This is a genomic window from Acerihabitans sp. TG2 (assembly GCF_035013185.1).
In the GTDB taxonomy this organism is placed as follows: domain Bacteria; phylum Pseudomonadota; class Gammaproteobacteria; order Enterobacterales; family Enterobacteriaceae; genus Acerihabitans.
In genome coordinates, this window is sequence record NZ_JAYGJO010000016.1 from 20,439 (window position 1) to 38,351 (window position 17,913).

Here is a 17,913-nt window from a genome sequence, read left to right on the forward strand (position 1 = left end):
ATGTTTGAACCTATGGAATTAACCAACGACGCGGTGATTAAAGTCATCGGCGTCGGCGGCGGCGGCGGTAATGCTGTTGAGCACATGGTACGCGAACGTATTGAGGGCGTGGAGTTTTTTGCGGTGAATACCGATGCTCAGGCGTTGCGTAAAACCGCAGTGGGCCAAACCATTCAAATTGGCGGCGGCATTACCAAAGGGCTGGGAGCCGGAGCCAATCCCGAGGTAGGACGCAATTCGGCAGAAGAAGATCGTGAAGCGTTGCGCGCGGCGTTGGAAGGCGCTGATATGGTGTTTATCGCAGCAGGCATGGGCGGTGGTACCGGTACCGGTGCGGCACCGGTAGTGGCTGAAGTGGCTAAAGAGTTAGGTATCCTAACCGTGGCCGTGGTCACCAAACCGTTTAATTTCGAAGGCAAAAAACGTATGGCTTTTGCCGAACAGGGCATTGCCGAGCTGTCCAAGCATGTGGATTCGCTGATCACTATCCCTAACGATAAGCTGCTCAAGGTATTGGGTCGCGGTATCTCGTTGCTGGATGCTTTTGGTGCGGCCAATGATGTATTGAAAGGTGCCGTACAGGGGATTGCTGAACTGATCACCCGTCCGGGGCTGATGAACGTCGATTTCGCCGACGTGCGTACCGTAATGTCCGAAATGGGTTATGCCATGATGGGTTCTGGCGTCGCCAGCGGTGAGGATCGTGCTGAGGAAGCGGCGGAAATGGCCATCTCCAGTCCGCTGTTGGAAGATATCGATTTGTCCGGTGCACGCGGTGTCCTGGTGAATATCACTGCCGGCTTCGATTTGCGTTTGGATGAGTTTGAAACCGTGGGTAATACTATTCGCGCATTTGCTTCGGATAATGCAACGGTGGTTATCGGGACCTCCCTTGATCCGGATATGAACGATGAACTGCGTGTGACTGTGGTGGCAACGGGTATCGGCATGGATAAACGTCCTGAAATCACCCTGGTGACCAATAAGCAAAATAGCCAACCGGTAATGGACAACCGTTATCAGCAGCATACTCACGGCATGTCGCCGATTCAGCAAGAGCAGAAGATTGCGGCCAAGGCGGTCAATGAGCAAAATGCTCAGGCTGGCAAAGAGCCTGATTATCTGGATATCCCGGCGTTCTTGCGTAAGCAGGCCGATTGAAAACAGAGTACATTGGGAATCACCGCTCTTTGTGCTAAACTGCCCCACCGGCTATGCATTATACTGTGACGGTGGTATGGCTAACATTGCGAGATAAACTGATGATCAAACAGCGGACACTAAAGCGTATTGTGCAGGCCACAGGCGTTGGTTTACATACTGGTAAAAAGGTAAAACTGACGTTGCGACCAGCGCCGGCTAACACCGGGGTTATCTATCGCCGTACGGATTTAACGCCTCCGGTGGATTTCCCGGCGGATGCTAAATCGGTGCGAGATACCATGCTTTGCACGTGTCTGGTCAATGAGCATGATGTTCGTATTTCTACTGTCGAACATCTTAATGCTGCATTGGCGGGTTTGGGCATCGACAACATCGTCGTTGAAGTCAATGCACCAGAAATTCCGATCATGGACGGCAGCGCCAGTCCATTTGTGTATCTGTTGATGGACGCCGGTATTGAGGAGCTTAACAGCGCCAAGAAATTCCTGCGCCTTAAAGATACGGTACGTGTGGAAGATGGTGATAAATGGGCTGAGTTGTCGCCGTATAATGGCTTCAAGCTTGATTTCACCATTGATTTCAAACATCCTGCGATCGATGCGGGCTCGCAACGTTACTGCCTGAATTTTTCCGCTGAGGCTTTTGTTCAGCAAATCAGCCGCGCGCGTACCTTCGGGTTTATGCGTGATATAGAATATCTCCAGTCCAAAGGCCTGGCCTTGGGTGGCAGTTTCGATTGTGCGATCGTTGTTGACGATTACAAAGTGCTGAACGAAGACGGATTACGTTTCGAAGATGAATTCGTGCGCCACAAAATGCTCGACGCGATCGGCGACCTGTATATGTGCGGTCACAACATTATCGGTGCGTTTACGGCGTTTAAATCAGGCCATGCCATGAATAATAAACTGTTGCAGGCTGTTTTGGCCCGACAGGAAGCATGGGAACTGGTGACATTCGAAGACGAAGCCGACATGCCGCTGGCATTTAAGGCACCTTCGTTCGCCATTGCCTGATGGCGCGGTGTTAGCACAACCCGTAAAATTACTTCCCACCTCGGGTGGGGTTGGCACTATCTCCGGCCAGCCCCGCCAGTCGTTCGAGTAGCTTTTGCAGCTTCTCGGGGCTACGTGCGGCCAAATGACGGATCGCCTCTGCACTCTGCGGGCTTAACCGGCGTTTATGCATTTCCTCTCCCTGGCTTTTTTTCTGCGCTTCGCCGCTATTTTGCATCATCGTCTGCCCTTTTGTCGCAAGTGTTGGGTTAATCCTGATGTCGATCGAGGACAATGATGGTAGAATCTGCGCTCGTAACGCGGATAATATTCGCGATTGTTCATAGCGTAACCTCATCATCCAACTGGCATTGGCGGTTTCAAGCACCAAAACACCTTGGCGGAAATTGGCTACGCGACACCAGGGTTGCATTGGTGCCGGCAGCAGGGCTGCCACAGCCTGGTTCAGTTTGAGCAGCGCAACGGCGCGCTCTTGGATCTGTTTTAGCGTATGGCGTTCAGGCGTCGCGATAATAGTAAACAGGGTATCAATGGATTTTGGGCGACTGTTGCGCATAAGAACTCCGACGGAATACATTAATTAATGGGCATCTTAAATCGTTGGCGACAATTTGGCAGACGTTATTTCTGGCCGCATCTTCTCTTGGGGATGGTCGCGGCGGGTTTTGGCGTGCCTTATATGCTCAACAACGGGCAGGAACAGGCGCATCTTGCTAACGCTCTGCCGAGCCTGAGCCGGCAAAATGCCTTTAACGCCGGCTTCGATCGGCTCGCCCTATTAAAAGACGTTCAGAGACGCCCTTCGTTCAGCGTAGATTATTGGCATCAGCATGCCATTCGCACCGTTATCCGTCATTTGTCCGCCGCCTGGGCTCCGCAGCATCTCAGCCCGCAACTGACATCGGCGGAAATCGTCACGCCGCTCAAGGCGCAGCATCAGGTACTGCTACGCACACTTAACGCATTACTTACCCTCGAATCAAGACCCGCAGCGGTTGTGCGCCAAGTTGCACACGTCGACTACCGGTCCACTATCGATCATCGTACAGGAATTCGCCTGACCCAGGTACAGGGAATTCGCGCCGGACCTGCCCACATCGGTTAACCGGGTACTTACTCTGTGCCACGGACTCAGTTTACACCTCCTTACGTTTTTATTGGCCGCTGCCTGTTAAACAGGCCTGCCGTGACGAGATTTGAATAATTATGTTATCTAAACTGCTTACAAAAGTTTTTGGTAGTCGCAACGATCGTACCCTGCGTCGCATGGGTAAAACCGTTGAGCTGATTAACCGGATGGAACCGGATCTGGAAGCGCTGACAGACGAACAACTGACGGCTAAAACCATCGAGTTTCGAGCGCGCCTGGAAAAAGGCGAAAGCGTCGACAGCTTGTTACCTGAAGCTTTTGCCGTGGTGCGCGAAGCCAGCAAACGGGTTTTTGCCATGCGCCATTTTGACGTGCAATTGCAGGGTGGTATGGTGCTCAATGACCGCTGTATCGCGGAAATGCGTACCGGTGAAGGTAAAACCCTGACCGCGACTTTGCCTGCCTACCTGAACGCGCTCAGCGGTAAAGGTGTCCACGTCGTCACGGTCAATGATTATCTGGCACAGCGTGATGCGGAAAATAACCGCCCGCTGTTTGAATTCCTTGGCCTTACTGTGGGTATCAATTTACCGAACATGCCGGCACCGGCCAAACGCGCTGCCTATAATGCCGATATTACTTATGGTACCAATAACGAATATGGCTTTGACTATCTGCGCGACAACATGGCTTTTAGCCCTGAAGATCGCGTACAGCGCAAACTGCATTACGCGCTGGTGGATGAGGTCGACTCCATCTTGATCGATGAAGCACGTACGCCGTTGATTATCTCTGGCCCGGCAGAAGACAGCTCTGAAATGTACCAGCGGGTGGATAAGCTGATCCCGCATTTGATTCGCCAAGATAAAGAAGATTCCGACACCTTTCAGGGCGAAGGGCACTTTTCCGTGGATGAAAAGTCCCGTCAGGTGAACCTGACCGAGCGTGGGTTGGTGCTGATCGAAGAACTGATGGTCGACGCTGGCATCATGACTGAAGGCGAATCGCTATACTCCCCGGCCAATATCATGCTGATGCATCACGTTACCGCCGCGTTGCGCGCGCATGTGCTGTTTGCCCGTGATGTGGATTATATCGTCAAGGACGGTGAAGTTATCATTGTCGACGAACATACCGGGCGCAGCATGCCTGGACGCCGCTGGTCCGATGGTTTGCACCAGGCAGTGGAGGCGAAGGAACATGTCGACATCCAAAATGAAAACCAGACCCTGGCGTCGATTACCTTCCAGAACTATTTTCGTCTGTATGAAAAACTGGCCGGGATGACCGGTACCGCCGATACCGAGGCGTTTGAATTCAGTTCAATCTACAAGCTTGATACCATCGTGGTGCCGACCAACCGCCCGATGATCCGTAAAGATTTGCCGGATTTGGTCTATATGACCGAAAAAGAAAAGATCGACGCAATCATCGAGGACATCAAAACCTGCTCCACCAAAGGGCAGCCGGTGCTGGTCGGGACCATCTCCATTGAAAAATCGGAAGTGGTATCGCAAGCGTTGGATGACGCCGGTATCGAACATAAGGTGCTGAATGCCAAATTCCATGCCATGGAAGCGGATATCGTGGCACAGGCCGGTTCCCCAGGTGCGGTCACCATTGCCACCAATATGGCCGGTCGTGGTACCGATATCGTACTTGGCGGCAGTTGGCAGGCTGAAATATCCCATCTGGAAGACCCGACCGAGGAACAGATTGACGCAATTAAGACCGCTTGGCAGATTCGCCACGATGCGGTATTAGCCTCTGGTGGCCTGCATATCATCGGTACCGAGCGCCATGAATCGCGGCGTATCGATAACCAGCTGCGTGGTCGTTCCGGACGACAGGGCGATGCCGGCTCATCGCGTTTCTACCTGTCGATGGAAGATGCCCTGATGCGTATCTTTGCCTCCGACCGTGTTACCGGCATGATGCGTAAGTTGGGTATGAAACCTGGCGAAGCCATTGAACATCCCTGGGTGACCAAAGCGATTGCCAACGCACAGCGCAAGGTTGAAGGCCGCAACTTCGATATTCGTAAGCAACTGTTGGAGTACGATGACGTAGCTAACGACCAGCGCCGGGCCATTTATAGCCAGCGTAACGAATTACTGGACGTGGCGGATGTCAGTGAAACCATTAACAGTATCCGTGAGGATGTGCTGAAAACCGTCATTGATAACCATATTCCGCCGCAGTCGCTTGAAGAGATGTGGGACGTGCCTGGGCTGGAAAAACGGTTGAAGGACGATTTCGATCTTGAACTGCCGATTACCGAATGGCTGGATCAGGAGCCAGGCTTGCACGAAGAGACTCTGCGCGAACGGATCCTGGAAAAAACGCTAGAACACTATCTGCGTAAAGAGGAGGTGGTCGGCACCGATATGATGCGCAACTTTGAAAAAGGCGTGATGTTGCAAACGCTGGATTCGTTATGGAAAGAGCATCTGGCGGCTATGGATTATCTGCGCCAAGGCATTCATTTGCGCGGTTATGCCCAAAAAGATCCAAAGCAGGAATATAAACGTGAATCCTTTGCCATGTTTGCCGCCATGCTGGAGTCACTGAAATATGAAGTGATCAGCACGCTGAGCAAAGTACAGGTACGGATGCCGGAAGAAGTCGAAGCATTGGAACAGCAGCGTCGCGAGGAGGCCGAGCGTCTGGCGCGCCAGCAACAGCTCAGCCATCAATCCTCAGAGATGGCGTTAGCAACCCACCCGTCGCTGGCCAAACCTCCGGTGGTTGAAGGTCGCAAAGTGGGCCGAAATGATCCTTGTCCTTGTGGCTCGGGCAAAAAATATAAGCAGTGTCACGGAAAATTGCAGCAATAATTAACGGGGTGGCATCCCCAAAGGTGCCACCCTGATTTTGTTGGCCAACGCGGTGCAGGACCGCTGACAAGAGACGTCCCTATGACAATGACTTTATGCACTATTGCCGTGGGCATTATCCGTAATGCACAGCAACAGATTTTTATCGCTCAGCGTGCGGCTGACGCCCATATGGGCGGTTTTTGGGAGTTCCCTGGCGGTAAAATGGAAACGGGCGAGACGCCAGAGCAGGCGCTGACACGTGAACTGCTTGAGGAAACGGGCATTGTGGTGGCGCAGGCCGAACTGTTGGCGACCAGCCATCATCAATTCGCTGAAAAACAAATGGCCTTTTATTTTTATCTGGTTGAGCAATGGCATGGTACGCCATATGGCAAAGAAGGTCAGCCGGTGCGCTGGTGCCCACAGGCCGAGCTGCTCGCCGACGAATTCCCACCGGCCAATGCGGCCATTATTCGTCAGCTTATCGCCAGCCAATAACCCAAGGTGCACGGTTGTCTGCGCTACGGTCAATGACCAGTAAGTGGCCATTTGCTGATGGCCATTTACTGATGATCATTGTTTGCAAGCCGGAAGATTGGCTAGCGGCACCTAAGCACTATTCGCCGTCAACGCAAGTCCAGTGCGGGGCTGTCACCGCTGATTTTCACTCCAATCATCGCTGTCGGTGATGTTGACATCACTGGCAATATATTTCTCTTCATCCGCCCATTCGCCCAGATCGATTAACTGGCAGCGCTTACTACAGAACGGTCGGAATTTGCTTTGCGGGCCCCATTCAACGTCGGTACCGCAGGTAGGACAATTTACTATAATGATGTCATCGCTCATTTAATACTCCAACTACTTACTACACAGCTAAACGTCTTAATGATACGTTTTCAAGTACAGATTTCAACTAGGTGTTTTAGTAACAGGACAATCAAGCGTGTTGGGATGCCGACTCAAGGCTGCTAGCAGCACGCTAATTCGAACGGCAGACGAGCCGGAATGACACCTTTGTCACTGTCCAATGACAGAAACCGAATGGCATAGCGGGTTTTATAGCCGGAAACCTGTGGGTAAAGCTGATACTGCAGCGGGATGCGCAGCCGTAATAAATCGGCATCCTCGGCGTTGTCCTGGAAAAAACCATTCAGACTGATCAGGTTTTTAAACGGCTCGGTATGACGTACCAAATCCAGTACCATGGTCAAAGCATTACGCAGGGGATCCAGGGTTTTTAGCCAGATTGTCGTTTGGCTGTCGCGCTGCTCCTGGGGTAAATGCAGCCAAATATGCAGACCGGGTAAATCGAAACTGCAGCAGCCACCGGGTATCGACAATCGCGCACGCACTGAAATGATTAGACGATCCTCACGCAGTGCCTGGCCCAGGCGTGGCACCGACATTAGCACTGCCGCGCTATTTTTGAGTTCGCGGCGCAACGTTTGTACGCGCTCGCTATCTACGCCAGGTACGCCGTCCCATTGCAGCATTTTTTGCTGCTGGCGCTCCAGTTCCTTTAACATTTCTGTGCGTACATCACCGCGTTCTAGGACATCCAGTAGGTCGGCGATGGTGCGGAAAAAGGGCAACGCGCTCGAGATGTCATTCAACGTTGGACAGTGATAAAGTTGTTGCAGCAAGAATTCCAGACGCAGCCAAGTGCGCATTTTTTCATTTAACGGATGCTCGAAAAGCACCGATGTCGAGTAAACGTCACTCATTATAATTAATCCTGTCGAGTTGCTGATGTCGCAAGCTGGATATAATGACGATGTAGCTTAGCTACGTTAGCCGTTATCGCATTTGGACGCCCGCTATTATCAATAATATCGTCGGCACAGGCCAAGCGCTGCTCGCGTGTAGCCTGTGCGGCAAGAATGTTCTCAATTTGCTCACGATCGATACCGTCGCGGCGTAGGGTTCGCGCAATTTGCACCTCGGGTTCCACATCCACCACCAGTACTCGGTCGGCTTGTGATTGCAGATGATTCTCCAGGAGCAGTGGCACCACCCACAATACATAATCGCCCGTCGCGTTGGCGATGCGTTGCCGGGTACCATGCTGAATCAAGGGGTGAAGCAACGCGTTTAGCCACACCTTATCCTGCGGTGAACTGAAAATACGCCGGCGAAGCAAGGGGCGATTGAGCATGCCGTCGGGCAGGAGAATATTGTCACCAAAACGGGCATGTATCGCACGCAAAGCCTCACTACCCGGTTCCACGACCTGGCGCGCGATCACATCTGCATCGACAATCGTGGCACCCAGTTCGGCAAACGCATTGGCCACGGTGCTTTTGCCACTGCCGATGCCTCCTGTTAGTGCAACAATATAGTGCATTGAGTTTATTGTCTCCGTCTCTGCCCGACCGCAGGTAAATTGGTACGATTGTAGCGTAAATCCGCACGTTTTCGCAGTCTTGCCGTAAGAATAATCTGGCGTATGATACCGTCACTGGTATTGGGTGTTTCGTGCCCGAATTTTATAAGCGACGTATCGCCACCGACCAGGAATAGCTTTTATGCGTATTGAAGAAGATATTAAATTAGGATTTAAAGATGTGTTGATCCGCCCGAAGCGGTCAACTCTGAAAAGCCGCTCTGATGTTGAATTGCAACGCGAGTTCACTTTTAAACACCCAGGCTGTACCTGGTCCGGTGTGCCGGTCATCGCCGCGAATATGGACACGGTTGGTACCTTTCGCATGGCGCAGGCGCTGGCAGCCTTCGATGTTCTCACTGCGGTACATAAGCATTATAGCGTTGAACAATGGCGTGATTTTGTTGCGCGAGTCCCGGAATCCATTTTACGGCACGTTATGGTCTCCACCGGTACGTCGCAAGCCGATTTTGTGAAAATGAAGCAGATCCTGGCGCTTTCGCCCTGTTTGACCTTTATCTGCATCGATGTTGCCAATGGCTACTCTGAACACTTCGTCAATTTTGTGCAAAAAGCCCGTGAGGCTTGCCCTGACAAAGTGATTTGCGCGGGTAATGTGGTGACCGGCGAGATGGTAGAAGAACTGATACTCTCCGGCGCTGATATCGTAAAAGTCGGCATCGGTCCTGGCTCGGTATGCACTACCCGTATTAAAACCGGCGTAGGGTATCCGCAGCTTTCCGCCGTGATTGAGTGCGCTGATGCTGCACATGGCCTAAGCGGTCAAATTGTCAGCGACGGTGGGTGTTCCGTGCCGGGTGATGTGGCCAAAGCTTTCGGTGGTGGTGCGGACTTTGTCATGTTGGGTGGTATGTTGGCCGGCCATGACGAATGTGAAGGCAAACTGGTGGAAGAAAATGGCGAGAAGTTTATGCTGTTTTACGGTATGAGTTCCGAATCCGCGATGAATCGACATGTGGGCGGCGTGGCGCAGTATCGCGCGGCGGAAGGTAAAACCGTCAAGCTGCCACTGCGCGGACCGGTAGACAACTCCATCCGCGATATTTTGGGCGGCTTGCGCTCGGCCTGTACCTATGTGGGTGCTTCACGTTTGAAAGAGCTGACCAAGCGTACCACCTTTATTCGGGTGGCTGAGCAGGAAAACCAGGTTTTCACTCAGCTCTAGGCGGTATCACCCATTTCACCCTACTGCTCGCAGGCAATAGCGGCGCCTCGCGAGCCAGTGCAATACCGTTGGCCAGGTTTACTCCGGTTCAACCACCCTCTTTTTAGCTCAGTAGTGGCCAAACACATCGCCTAATTGCATTAACGGCAGATATAACATCATCATCAGCGCACAGACGATGCCGCCTAAAATCAGCAACAGCAGCGGTTCGGCCATTTGCGCCAGTGCATCGGATAACTGCTGCGTTCGCTGTTCATGCATCAGGGATAATTGTTGGAATACCTGGTCCAAGGTACCGGAAAATTCTCCGGTTTTGATCAATTGATGACAATGGGGCGGAAATAGGCGATGACGGTAAAAGGCTTGATGGAGGGCGTATCCCCGCTGGATATGTCGGCGCAGGCCGAGCACGGCCTGGCGGTAGCCGTGATGGCTTACGGCACGAGCAGCCACCGCCAGACTGCTATCAAGCGTCACCCCGGCTGGATGGGTCATCGCCAGGCTCTGGAACAGCTGGTACAGATTGTGATGTCGTATCAGTACACCCAGTCCCGGCAAATACAACAGCCAGGCCAGAACGTGGTGGCGTAATCCCGGATAGAGATGGCATAACCGCCTATAGAGGGCATATAACATGACGAAAAGTATCAGTACCGTCAGACAAAAACCGCCGGCATGTTCCACCAGCCCCAGTAGACAACGGGTCGATGCCGGTAAAGGTGCATTTAACTGGGCGTACAGTCTGGCAAATTCCGGTAACAGCACCATTAGCATCAGCCCGATGACCGCTGATGCCGTAAAAAGGATGAATAGGGGATAACGTAAAGCGGCCAGCACCCGTTTGCTGAGCCGATCCACTCTGGCTTGTTGTTCTGCCAACGTATGGCAGCACTGATCCAGCCGGCCGGTGAGTTCACCCAGCGCCATCATGGCACAATATACCGGCGGAAATATCTGGGGGAAATCCGCCAGAGCCTGCGATAGCGTCAGCCCTTGTTCGATTTTACTGTTCAGTAGGCGTAGCAGACATTGCCAGCCGGCACGAGGATGATCTTCTGCCAACAGCCCCAGACTCTCCCGCAGCGGCAGCCCGGCGCCAAGCAATGATGCCAATTGCGCCATCAATGCAGCTAACTGGTGTTTGCGCCAATAGCCTGGTCCGATATAACCGGCGGTGCGTATACTCAGTGGCTGCAGGTTTTGCTCAATCAATGCCCGTCGCACTGACATGTTATCGGTGGCCATAAGGTGCCCAATGCTGATGTTGCCCTCAGGGTCCAAACCGCGCCACCGGTATAACCATAGCCACGTGCCGCTCATGCTGGCTCCCCGAGTACCCTTATTAATTCCTCCCAAGAGGTCGTCCCCTGTTCCACTAACGCCAACCCGGCCCGCCATAAGCCATCGGCTTGCACCTGAGTACCGCTTGCAGTCATCGGCGATAACATATGGAACACGCCGCATCGGCCAGTGTAACCACTATCGCAATGCTCGCAGCCGGGGGCACACCAGCGACGGCGTGGCACCAGGTCGGCGGCAAACCGCGTGGCAAGGGCATGTGCTTCGGTGGTCTCGTAGCGGCATTGTTCGCAAAGGCGCCGCACCAAACGCTGCGCCATGACCATGAGCAGTACGGATTTTATGAGGGCGGCATGAACCCCAAACTGCGCTAAACGCAGCGGCACCTCAGCGGCCGATAAGGCGTGCACGGTGGACAGTACCAGATGGCCGGTTTGTGCGGCGTGAACGGCAATGGCCGCCGTAGTGCGATCGCGGATTTCGCCCACCATGATAACGTCCGGATCCTGGCGCAGCAGGGCGCGCAGCAGTGTGGCAAAATCCAGCTGTGCCTTGAGATTGACCTGACATTGCGTTACCCCGGCCAACGGGATTTCCACCGGATCCTCCACACTGCATATGTTGAGTTGGTCACGGCGCATGGCGTTCAGAGCGGCGTACAACGTCATGGTCTTGCCGCTGCCGGTAGGGCCAGTGAGCAGCACCAGCCCCTGAGGCCGCCGTAGTAGACGCAAAAAGATGCGCTTCATGGCGTCGGGCATACCCAACCACGCCAATGACAATCCTTCCCGCTGGCCGCGCAGCAGACGTAGGACGATTTTCTCGCCCCGCAGCGTTGGCAGGGTGGAAACCCGAAAAGAGCATCTTGTCTCTGGCGGTCCAAAAATGAACTGCCCATCCTGTGGGCGACGTCTTTCGGCAATATCCAACTGGGCCATGATTTTTAAACAGATGACCAGCCGTGTAGCCAGAGCAGAAGGACAGGGCGCACCTTCCCGCAACACTCCGTCAATGCGCATGCGTATCACATAATCGGCCGATAGCGTGGGCTCAATATGGATATCCGACGCTCGCCGATCGATACCTTGGTGAAGCAATCCGTCAATAAATTCTTCCAATGCCGTATCACTGCTCATCACGGTCATGCGGATTCCCCCTGCTCGTGGTTAAATCGAAACAGGGCCTGGCAGGGGGCAATGAGATGCTGCGCCCCTTGCTCGGCCCGGCAAGCGCGCGACCAGCGTAATCCGCCATCACGCCGTGACGGTGTTAGCGTGAGCGTCAAGCCCCGCAACGCCTGTCGCCCAAGCAGATCAATGACGCCATCCCGTACCTCGATCCGATCAACGTATCGCGAAGAGAGTCCTTCGGGGATACCGGACTGGCCCGTTTGGCAGGCGGTCAACCCATCATGCTGCAAGGCGCAAAGCTCCACCGAAGATTTATAGGGGGCCAGCATATGCAGCATCTCCGTCATGGCGGCGCGGTCTAAATAGCGTTGATAGCCGGGTAAACCGATGGCGCTTAGCGTGGCGATAATGGCCATCACCACCATGAGTTCCACCAGCGTGAATCCTTGTTGGTTATTCACCTGCATCTCCCTGTGCGTGTGTGTTGTCTTTACCCTACTCATAACCTCACTGAACGGCCAACAAGGGGTAGCGATCTGGGAAGATGGGGTGAAATAAAAACGGTGGGTTTACCTGGGTTGCAAGATTTTTGCGCGAGAAACCGCAAACAAGAAGTCCCTGAATCAGAATAGCGATCGTACCATCATACTGGCGAAGTATTATGCTGACTGCGCCACTCATCTTCGCGTATTAGTCAATGGTGCGTAAGTCCCCGCCCAATCGGGGTGCTTACGCGGTGCTATTCAGGGGGGCTTGCTACCAGAGCCTGAGGAGCCTAGCCGTTCAGGGCGGGAAGCGGTGACTTTGCGGTGAATATCACTGGAATCGCATGGAGAGATCGAGCGCGTGGATATGTTTGGTTAATGCGCCGACTGAGATAAAATCGATGCCTGTTTGGGCAAAATCGCGCAGGGTTGCCAACGTCACGTTGCCGGACACTTCCAGCAGCGCGCGGCCTTGGGTGATGGCCACCGCCTGCTGCATATCCGCCAACGAGAAATTATCCAGCATGACAATATCAGCATCAGCAGCCAGCGCTTGTGTCAATTCCTCGAGGTTTTCCACTTCGACCTCGACTGGCACATCGGCGCGCAGTGTCATGGCGTGTTTCACCGCATTGGCGATGGAGCCGGCGGCAATGATATGATTTTCCTTGATCAGGAAAGCGTCGGCCAGCCCCAGCCGGTGGTTAGCGCCGCCGCCGCACAGTACCGCGTATTTCAGGGCGGTGCGCAGGCCGGGCAGGGTCTTGCGGGTATCTAACAACTGGGTGCCGGTGCCAGCGAGAAGATCCACGTAGCGTTTGACCTCCGTGGCCACACCGGACAGGGTTTGCACGAAATTAAGCGCGGTGCGCTCGCCGGTTAACAGGATATGCGCCGGTCCCTGTAATGTGCACAGCGGCTGGTTGGCTTTCACACCATCACCATCGTTAACCAGCCATTCCACCGTAACCTGTCCACCGAGCTGGCTGAACACCTCCAAAAGCCAGCCCTGACCACAAAATACGCCGTCTTCACGGGTGATAACCGTCGCTTTGGCCTGATTGTCGCGCGGTAGCAGCAGAGCGGTGATGTCCGCCTGTGGATCAACTACCCCACCCAGATCTTCACGTAACGCCAGGGTAACGGACAAGGGAATATCATGTTTAACGCGTGCGAGCAAATCGGCCCGGCGGCGTTCGGTATCATAACGACGTGTCGGCATCAAAAACTCCGAAATTGCGAATAAAGAGTAGAGGAGAAACATGCTACCCTGTTGCTGGGATAAGTGCCACCACCGGACCGTGGAGCAGACAGATGCAGTTGATAAATAGCTGGATTTCAGGCGTTAAGCGGGTGCCTTCGCCCTATTGCGACGCCCGTCCTCATCATGAGGCGCCTTCGCTGCTGGTGGTCCATGGTATCAGCCTGCCGCCAGGGCAGTTTGGCGGTCCTTACATCGACCAGCTTTTTACTGGTACGCTTAGGCTCGACGACGAGCATCCTTTTTTTCAGCAGGTGTATGAATTACGTGTTTCCGCCCATTGCCTCATCCGACGTGCGGGTGACGTGGTGCAGTATGTGCCTTTCGATAAACGGGCATGGCATGCCGGCGCGTCAATGTTTGCCGGCCGACCGAATTGTAACGATTTTTCCATTGGTATTGAGCTCGAAGGCACCGATAATTTAGCCTATACCCAAGAGCAATACCGTAGTTTGGCCGAGATGACCCGCTTGTTAATGCAACATTATCCCATCGTGCCACAGCGGATCATCGGTCATAGTGATATTGCCCCCGATCGTAAAACCGATCCTGGTCCGGAATTTAACTGGCACTGCTATCGACAATTGCTTTCACCCCGCGCTGACGGTGATAACAGGGAGAATCCCGCTTTATGACGCTGTTCACGTTACTCTTGGTACTGACCTGGGAACGTTTGTTCAAGTTCGGCGAGCATTGGCAACTGGATCATCATCTGGCGCGTTTATTCGCACGGATCCATCATGCTTCTCTGTCCATGACACTGTTCATTGCCTTGTGCTGGATGCTGATAGTCGCCTTGAGCCTGCAATTGGCCGCCAATTGGTTTTTCGGTTTGCCGTTACTGCTATTGTGGGTGCTCATATCGCTGTTGTGCATCGGCGCGGGTGAGGTTCGCCAACATTACCGGGCTTATATGATGGCCGCCGGGCGTGGTGACAGCCATGCTTGCGACGCCATGAGCGATGAACTGACACTGATACACGGGTTGCCGGTGGACTGCGATAAAGAAGCGCGTTTGCGGGAACTGCAAAATGCCTTGCTGTGGATTAACTTTCGTTTCTACCTGGCTCCGCTGTTTTGGTTGGTGGTGGGGGGCCCCTTTGGGCCGGTGTGTCTGGCCGGATATGCGTTCCTGCGCGCTCAGCAGACCTGGACGGCACGTCACTCCACGCCGCTTAAACGCGCACAGTCAGGTATCGATAGGCTGCTGCACTGGTTGGACTGGGTTCCGGTGCGTCTGGCGGGCGTCGCTTACGCGCTACTGGGTCATGGAGAAAAGGCGCTTCCCGCCTGGTTCGCTTCGCTGGCGGACTTGCACTCCGGGCAATATCAAGTGCTTACCCGGTTAGCGCAGTTCTCCTTGGCACGTGAACCGCACCTGGACGACGTCAATACGCCCAGAGCGGCGGTGCTGTTAGCCAGAAAAATCACCCAGGTTATTGTGGTGGTGGTGGCCCTGTTAACCATTTATGGTGCGTTGATTTAAGCCGACGTCGGTCGCGCGTTATCCGCCGGTGGTTCGCCAAACTGTGGCATGCCATTCTCATCCCACTCGAATGCCTTCACCCGAGTATGGCGGTTGGGGTCATAGAGTGGATCGCCGGTAATCTCGGTATAGGGCCTGGCGTGATAGACCAGGACATCCTCCCCCCGCTCGCCAACGGTAAAGCTGTTGTGACCAGGTCCAAACTGGCGGTTTTGCCATTGGGTGCGAAAAACCGGTTGCGGCAGTTTATGCCAGCATCTGGCGTCAGTAATATCGTCCTCAGCGTCGGCCCACAGCAAACCGATACAGTAATTTTCATCGGTTGCGCTGGCGGAGTAAGTGATAAACAGCCGCTGCCCGTGGTGTATTACCGCGGGGCCTTCATTGACCCAGAACCCTATGGTTTCCCACGGAAGTTCCGGTTTGCTGATCATCACCGGCGGCGTTTTTAGCGACCAGGGGGTTGCCATTTCTGCCAGGTAGAGATTGGAATTACCCCGAATCGCCGGATCTTTCTGCGCCCAGAGATAAAAGTGTTTTCCCTTATGGGCAAATACCGTCGCATCCAGGGAAAAGGTATCTAATGGGGTGACAACCCGGCCTTTTTCCTGCCAGTGGCCGGTTAATGGGTTGTCGTCGGCGCACTCTATGACAAACATACGGTGCTGGAACAGTCCATCGACGATCTCCGCGTCATGGGCAGCAGCAAAATAGAGATACCATTTGCCATTAATGACATGCAGTTCCGGTGCCCAGATGAGTGCGCTCATCTCCCCTTGTTGGTGTTTACGCCATACCACGACCGGCTCGGCTTGGGCGAGACCGGCCAAGCTGGCCGACCGGCGAATTTCCAGCCGATCATATTCGGGTACCGACGCGGTAAAATAATAATATCCATCATGATGGCGATAGATAAAGGGATCGGCCCGCTGCTCGATCAGCGGATTGGGCCATGCTCCGTCTTTCATCTTATTTCCTCCTATCAATGACGGGTGGATGGATAACGCCGCCATGGTGAGCTGGATTTAGGGGTGTTTGATTTCCAACGGGGTGTTCGGTGTCCATTGGTCGCCTTCATGGTAATTTTCCCGGCGTGTTTGCAGGTCGGTCTGAATTTGCTGCATTAGCGTACGATCGACTTTAAGTAGCCTGACCACGCCGGCGGTAATCAAATAACCTACGCCGGGGATCACGGTGAACAACAGTACTATTCCCTGCACGGCGCCCGGCGATTGCCGAATCGCGTCGCCTTGGTAACCATAGGCCGAGAGCACGAAACCCACAAAGGCGCCGGCAACGGCCAGTCCGACTTTGAGGAAAAACAGGTTCCCGGAGAAGCTGATACCGGTGATCCGCTTGCCGGTTTTCCATTCGCCATAATCATCCACATCCGCCATTAACGACCAGTGCAGCGGTGAAGGTATCTGGTGCAAGATGTTCAATAAGAAATACATCACCAATATCAACGCGGTGATATGGGGATTAAGGAAATAAAAGCCACAGGAAAACAGGGCCAGAATAATATTGGTCCAGAAAAACACCTTCAGCTTACAAAACTTGTCGGTAAGCGGTTTGGCCAGCGCGCTGCCGATCATCATGCCCACTACCCCCAGGCTGATAAACAGGCTGGCGAAGCCGGTAGACTGGTTCATTGCATAGGTAACGTAGTACATGGTGGCCGCCATACGGATAAAACCGGGGCAGACGTTAAAAAAGGTCAGCATCAGTATCCGTACCCACTGATCGTTTTTCCAGACATCGCGCAGATCCGCTTTTAGCGCATCGTTGGTGGGAATGGCCGGTTTTACCCGTTCACGCACCGTGGCGAAGCAAAATATAAACATCAAACAACCGATAATCGACAGTACCGTCATGGCCCACTGAAACCCTTTGGCCCGGTTGCCACCGCCAAACCAATCCACCATCGGCAATAGCGTCAGAGAGATAATCAGCGTTGCCACGCCCACCAGGATAAAACGCCAGGACTGACAGGAGACCCGTTCTTGCGGATCGTTTGAGATCACGCCGCCCAGAGAGCAATAGGGAATATTAATGGCGGTGTAGATGAGCGACATCAGGAAATAGGTGACAAAGGCGTAAACCACTTTCGCGGTATAACTCCAATCCGGCGTGGTGTACATTAAAATGCTAAACACCGCGAAAGGTACTGAGAGCCAGAGCAGATAGGGTCGAAAACGGCCCCAGCGCGAACGCGTGCGATCGGCAATGGCACCCATGATCGGATCGGTCACCGCGTCAACCACGCGTACTGATAACAGCAACACCCCTACCAAGGCGGGTGCCAGGCCAAATACGTCGGTGTAGAAATAGGCAAGAAACATGGTAATGGAACCCCAGACCATATTGCAGCCGGCGTCGCCCATCCCAAACCCGATTTTTTCCTTTAAGCTCAAGGCCTGTGCTTTCATGGATCCACTCTCCGTTGTCAACACAACAAGAATAACTGACTGTCAGTATTGTCTTATTTGGCTTAATGCACGCAGTAACAATGGGTTGTGGAGATGGACAAACTTGTCATAAGAGTGAAACTGTGAGGTAAATAACAGGGTTGCAGTGCGAGGGAAGGGCAC

At 53.6% G+C, this 17,913-nt stretch carries 18 protein-coding genes; 8 read left to right on the forward strand and 10 right to left on the reverse strand.

Annotated features, from left to right (window positions below; genetic code table 11):
- Both ftsZ and lpxC read left to right on the forward strand, forming a co-directional pair.
- Positions 1 to 1,161 carry a cell division protein FtsZ gene (ftsZ, locus tag SJI19_RS14765; protein ID WP_323479030.1) on the forward strand — a complete coding sequence of 387 codons (1,161 nt, stop codon included), beginning with the start codon at positions 1 to 3 and terminating at the stop codon, positions 1,159 to 1,161.
- 101 nt (positions 1,162 to 1,262) lie between these two features.
- A complete protein-coding gene (lpxC, locus tag SJI19_RS14770; protein ID WP_323479031.1) occupies positions 1,263 to 2,180 on the forward strand; it encodes a UDP-3-O-acyl-N-acetylglucosamine deacetylase in 918 nt (305 codons plus the stop codon).
- A 28-nt stretch (positions 2,181 to 2,208) separates the two neighbouring features.
- On the opposite strand, the gene SJI19_RS14775 is transcribed toward lpxC, so the two are convergent.
- Positions 2,209 to 2,736: a DUF721 domain-containing protein gene (locus tag SJI19_RS14775; RefSeq protein WP_323479032.1), complete on the reverse strand. Its 528-nt coding sequence runs from the start codon at positions 2,734 to 2,736 to the stop codon at positions 2,209 to 2,211.
- A gap of 27 nt (positions 2,737 to 2,763) precedes the next feature.
- On the opposite strand from SJI19_RS14775, the gene secM reads away from it, so the two are divergent.
- The 3 genes from secM to mutT all read left to right on the forward strand — a co-directional run bounded on the left by secM (position 2,764) and on the right by mutT (position 6,587).
- Positions 2,764 to 3,285 (forward strand): secA translation cis-regulator SecM, encoded by a 522-nt coding sequence (gene secM, locus SJI19_RS14780; RefSeq protein ID WP_323479033.1) that lies wholly within the window; start codon positions 2,764 to 2,766, stop codon positions 3,283 to 3,285.
- A 101-nt stretch (positions 3,286 to 3,386) separates the two neighbouring features.
- Positions 3,387 to 6,107, forward strand: coding sequence for a preprotein translocase subunit SecA (gene secA / locus SJI19_RS14785; protein ID WP_323479034.1), 2,721 nt, complete (start codon positions 3,387 to 3,389; stop codon positions 6,105 to 6,107).
- An 87-nt stretch (positions 6,108 to 6,194) separates the two neighbouring features.
- Complete coding sequence (gene mutT, locus SJI19_RS14790; protein WP_323479096.1) at positions 6,195 to 6,587, forward strand: 8-oxo-dGTP diphosphatase MutT; 393 nt, start codon at positions 6,195 to 6,197, stop codon at positions 6,585 to 6,587.
- 153 nt (positions 6,588 to 6,740) lie between these two features.
- Here mutT and yacG read toward each other — a convergent pair whose 3' ends face one another.
- The 3 genes from yacG to coaE form a co-directional block, all read right to left on the reverse strand.
- Positions 6,741 to 6,938: a DNA gyrase inhibitor YacG gene (gene yacG, locus SJI19_RS14795; protein WP_323479035.1), complete on the reverse strand. Its 198-nt coding sequence runs from the start codon at positions 6,936 to 6,938 to the stop codon at positions 6,741 to 6,743.
- 122 nt (positions 6,939 to 7,060) lie between these two features.
- Positions 7,061 to 7,816, reverse strand: a complete 756-nt coding sequence (gene zapD, locus SJI19_RS14800) for a cell division protein ZapD (protein ID WP_323479036.1) — start codon at positions 7,814 to 7,816, stop codon at positions 7,061 to 7,063.
- Positions 7,817 to 7,821: 5 nt separating this feature from the next.
- Entirely contained in the window at positions 7,822 to 8,436 is a 615-nt protein-coding gene (gene coaE / locus SJI19_RS14805; protein ID WP_323479037.1) for a dephospho-CoA kinase, read from the reverse strand.
- Positions 8,437 to 8,617: 181 nt separating this feature from the next.
- Here coaE and SJI19_RS14810 point away from each other — a divergent pair, with 181 nt between their 5' ends.
- Entirely contained in the window at positions 8,618 to 9,661 is a 1,044-nt protein-coding gene (locus tag SJI19_RS14810; protein WP_323479038.1) for a GMP reductase, read from the forward strand.
- Between the two features lie 108 nt (positions 9,662 to 9,769).
- On the opposite strand, the gene hofC is transcribed toward SJI19_RS14810, so the two are convergent.
- The 4 genes from hofC to nadC all read right to left on the reverse strand — a co-directional run bounded on the left by hofC (position 9,770) and on the right by nadC (position 13,797).
- Entirely contained in the window at positions 9,770 to 10,981 is a 1,212-nt protein-coding gene (gene hofC, locus SJI19_RS14815; protein WP_323479039.1) for a protein transport protein HofC, read from the reverse strand.
- A complete protein-coding gene (locus tag SJI19_RS14820; RefSeq protein ID WP_323479040.1) occupies positions 10,978 to 12,105 on the reverse strand; it encodes a GspE/PulE family protein in 1,128 nt (375 codons plus the stop codon). Before SJI19_RS14820 ends, hofC begins: the two co-directional genes overlap by 4 nt.
- Positions 12,102 to 12,551, reverse strand: a complete 450-nt coding sequence (gene ppdD, locus SJI19_RS14825; RefSeq protein WP_323479041.1) for a prepilin peptidase-dependent pilin — start codon at positions 12,549 to 12,551, stop codon at positions 12,102 to 12,104. Before ppdD ends, SJI19_RS14820 begins: the two co-directional genes overlap by 4 nt.
- A 355-nt stretch (positions 12,552 to 12,906) precedes the next feature.
- The gene (gene nadC, locus SJI19_RS14830; protein WP_323479042.1) at positions 12,907 to 13,797 is read right to left on the reverse strand and encodes a carboxylating nicotinate-nucleotide diphosphorylase; all 891 of its coding nucleotides are present in this window, start codon (positions 13,795 to 13,797) and stop codon (positions 12,907 to 12,909) included.
- A gap of 92 nt (positions 13,798 to 13,889) precedes the next feature.
- Here nadC and ampD point away from each other — a divergent pair, with 92 nt between their 5' ends.
- Complete coding sequence (gene ampD / locus SJI19_RS14835) at positions 13,890 to 14,471, forward strand: 1,6-anhydro-N-acetylmuramyl-L-alanine amidase AmpD (protein WP_323479043.1); 582 nt, start codon at positions 13,890 to 13,892, stop codon at positions 14,469 to 14,471.
- Complete coding sequence (gene ampE, locus SJI19_RS14840) at positions 14,468 to 15,322, forward strand: beta-lactamase regulator AmpE (protein ID WP_323479044.1); 855 nt, start codon at positions 14,468 to 14,470, stop codon at positions 15,320 to 15,322. Before ampD ends, ampE begins: the two co-directional genes overlap by 4 nt.
- On the opposite strand, the gene SJI19_RS14845 is transcribed toward ampE, so the two are convergent.
- Positions 15,319 to 16,290: a family 43 glycosylhydrolase gene (locus SJI19_RS14845; protein ID WP_323479045.1), complete on the reverse strand. Its 972-nt coding sequence runs from the start codon at positions 16,288 to 16,290 to the stop codon at positions 15,319 to 15,321. The genes ampE and SJI19_RS14845 overlap by 4 nt on opposite strands.
- Before the next feature lie 57 nt (positions 16,291 to 16,347).
- Complete coding sequence (locus SJI19_RS14850) at positions 16,348 to 17,751, reverse strand: MFS transporter (RefSeq protein WP_323479046.1); 1,404 nt, start codon at positions 17,749 to 17,751, stop codon at positions 16,348 to 16,350.
- Between the last annotated feature and the right edge of the window lie 162 nt (positions 17,752 to 17,913).

Bases quoted from the DNA above. Each gene is read 5' to 3' on its own strand.
- ampE (WP_323479044.1), top strand. From the start codon at position 14,468: ATGACGCTGTTCACGTTACTCTTGGTACTGACCTGGGAACGTTTGTTC.
- yacG (WP_323479035.1), bottom strand. From the start codon at position 6,938: ATGAGCGATGACATCATTATAGTAAATTGTCCTACCTGCGGTACCGAC.
- SJI19_RS14845 (WP_323479045.1), bottom strand. From the start codon at position 16,290: ATGAAAGACGGAGCATGGCCCAATCCGCTGATCGAGCAGCGGGCCGAT.
- zapD (WP_323479036.1), bottom strand. From the start codon at position 7,816: ATGAGTGACGTTTACTCGACATCGGTGCTTTTCGAGCATCCGTTAAAT.
- hofC (WP_323479039.1), bottom strand. From the start codon at position 10,981: ATGAGCGGCACGTGGCTATGGTTATACCGGTGGCGCGGTTTGGACCCT.
- coaE (WP_323479037.1), bottom strand. From the start codon at position 8,436: ATGCACTATATTGTTGCACTAACAGGAGGCATCGGCAGTGGCAAAAGC.
- ftsZ (WP_323479030.1), top strand. From the start codon at position 1: ATGTTTGAACCTATGGAATTAACCAACGACGCGGTGATTAAAGTCATC.
- SJI19_RS14775 (WP_323479032.1), bottom strand. From the start codon at position 2,736: ATGCGCAACAGTCGCCCAAAATCCATTGATACCCTGTTTACTATTATC.
- SJI19_RS14850 (WP_323479046.1), bottom strand. From the start codon at position 17,751: ATGAAAGCACAGGCCTTGAGCTTAAAGGAAAAAATCGGGTTTGGGATG.
- nadC (WP_323479042.1), bottom strand. From the start codon at position 13,797: ATGCCGACACGTCGTTATGATACCGAACGCCGCCGGGCCGATTTGCTC.
- SJI19_RS14820 (WP_323479040.1), bottom strand. From the start codon at position 12,105: ATGACCGTGATGAGCAGTGATACGGCATTGGAAGAATTTATTGACGGA.
- mutT (WP_323479096.1), top strand. From the start codon at position 6,195: ATGACTTTATGCACTATTGCCGTGGGCATTATCCGTAATGCACAGCAA.
- secA (WP_323479034.1), top strand. From the start codon at position 3,387: ATGTTATCTAAACTGCTTACAAAAGTTTTTGGTAGTCGCAACGATCGT.
- ampD (WP_323479043.1), top strand. From the start codon at position 13,890: ATGCAGTTGATAAATAGCTGGATTTCAGGCGTTAAGCGGGTGCCTTCG.
- SJI19_RS14810 (WP_323479038.1), top strand. From the start codon at position 8,618: ATGCGTATTGAAGAAGATATTAAATTAGGATTTAAAGATGTGTTGATC.
- secM (WP_323479033.1), top strand. From the start codon at position 2,764: ATGGGCATCTTAAATCGTTGGCGACAATTTGGCAGACGTTATTTCTGG.
- lpxC (WP_323479031.1), top strand. From the start codon at position 1,263: ATGATCAAACAGCGGACACTAAAGCGTATTGTGCAGGCCACAGGCGTT.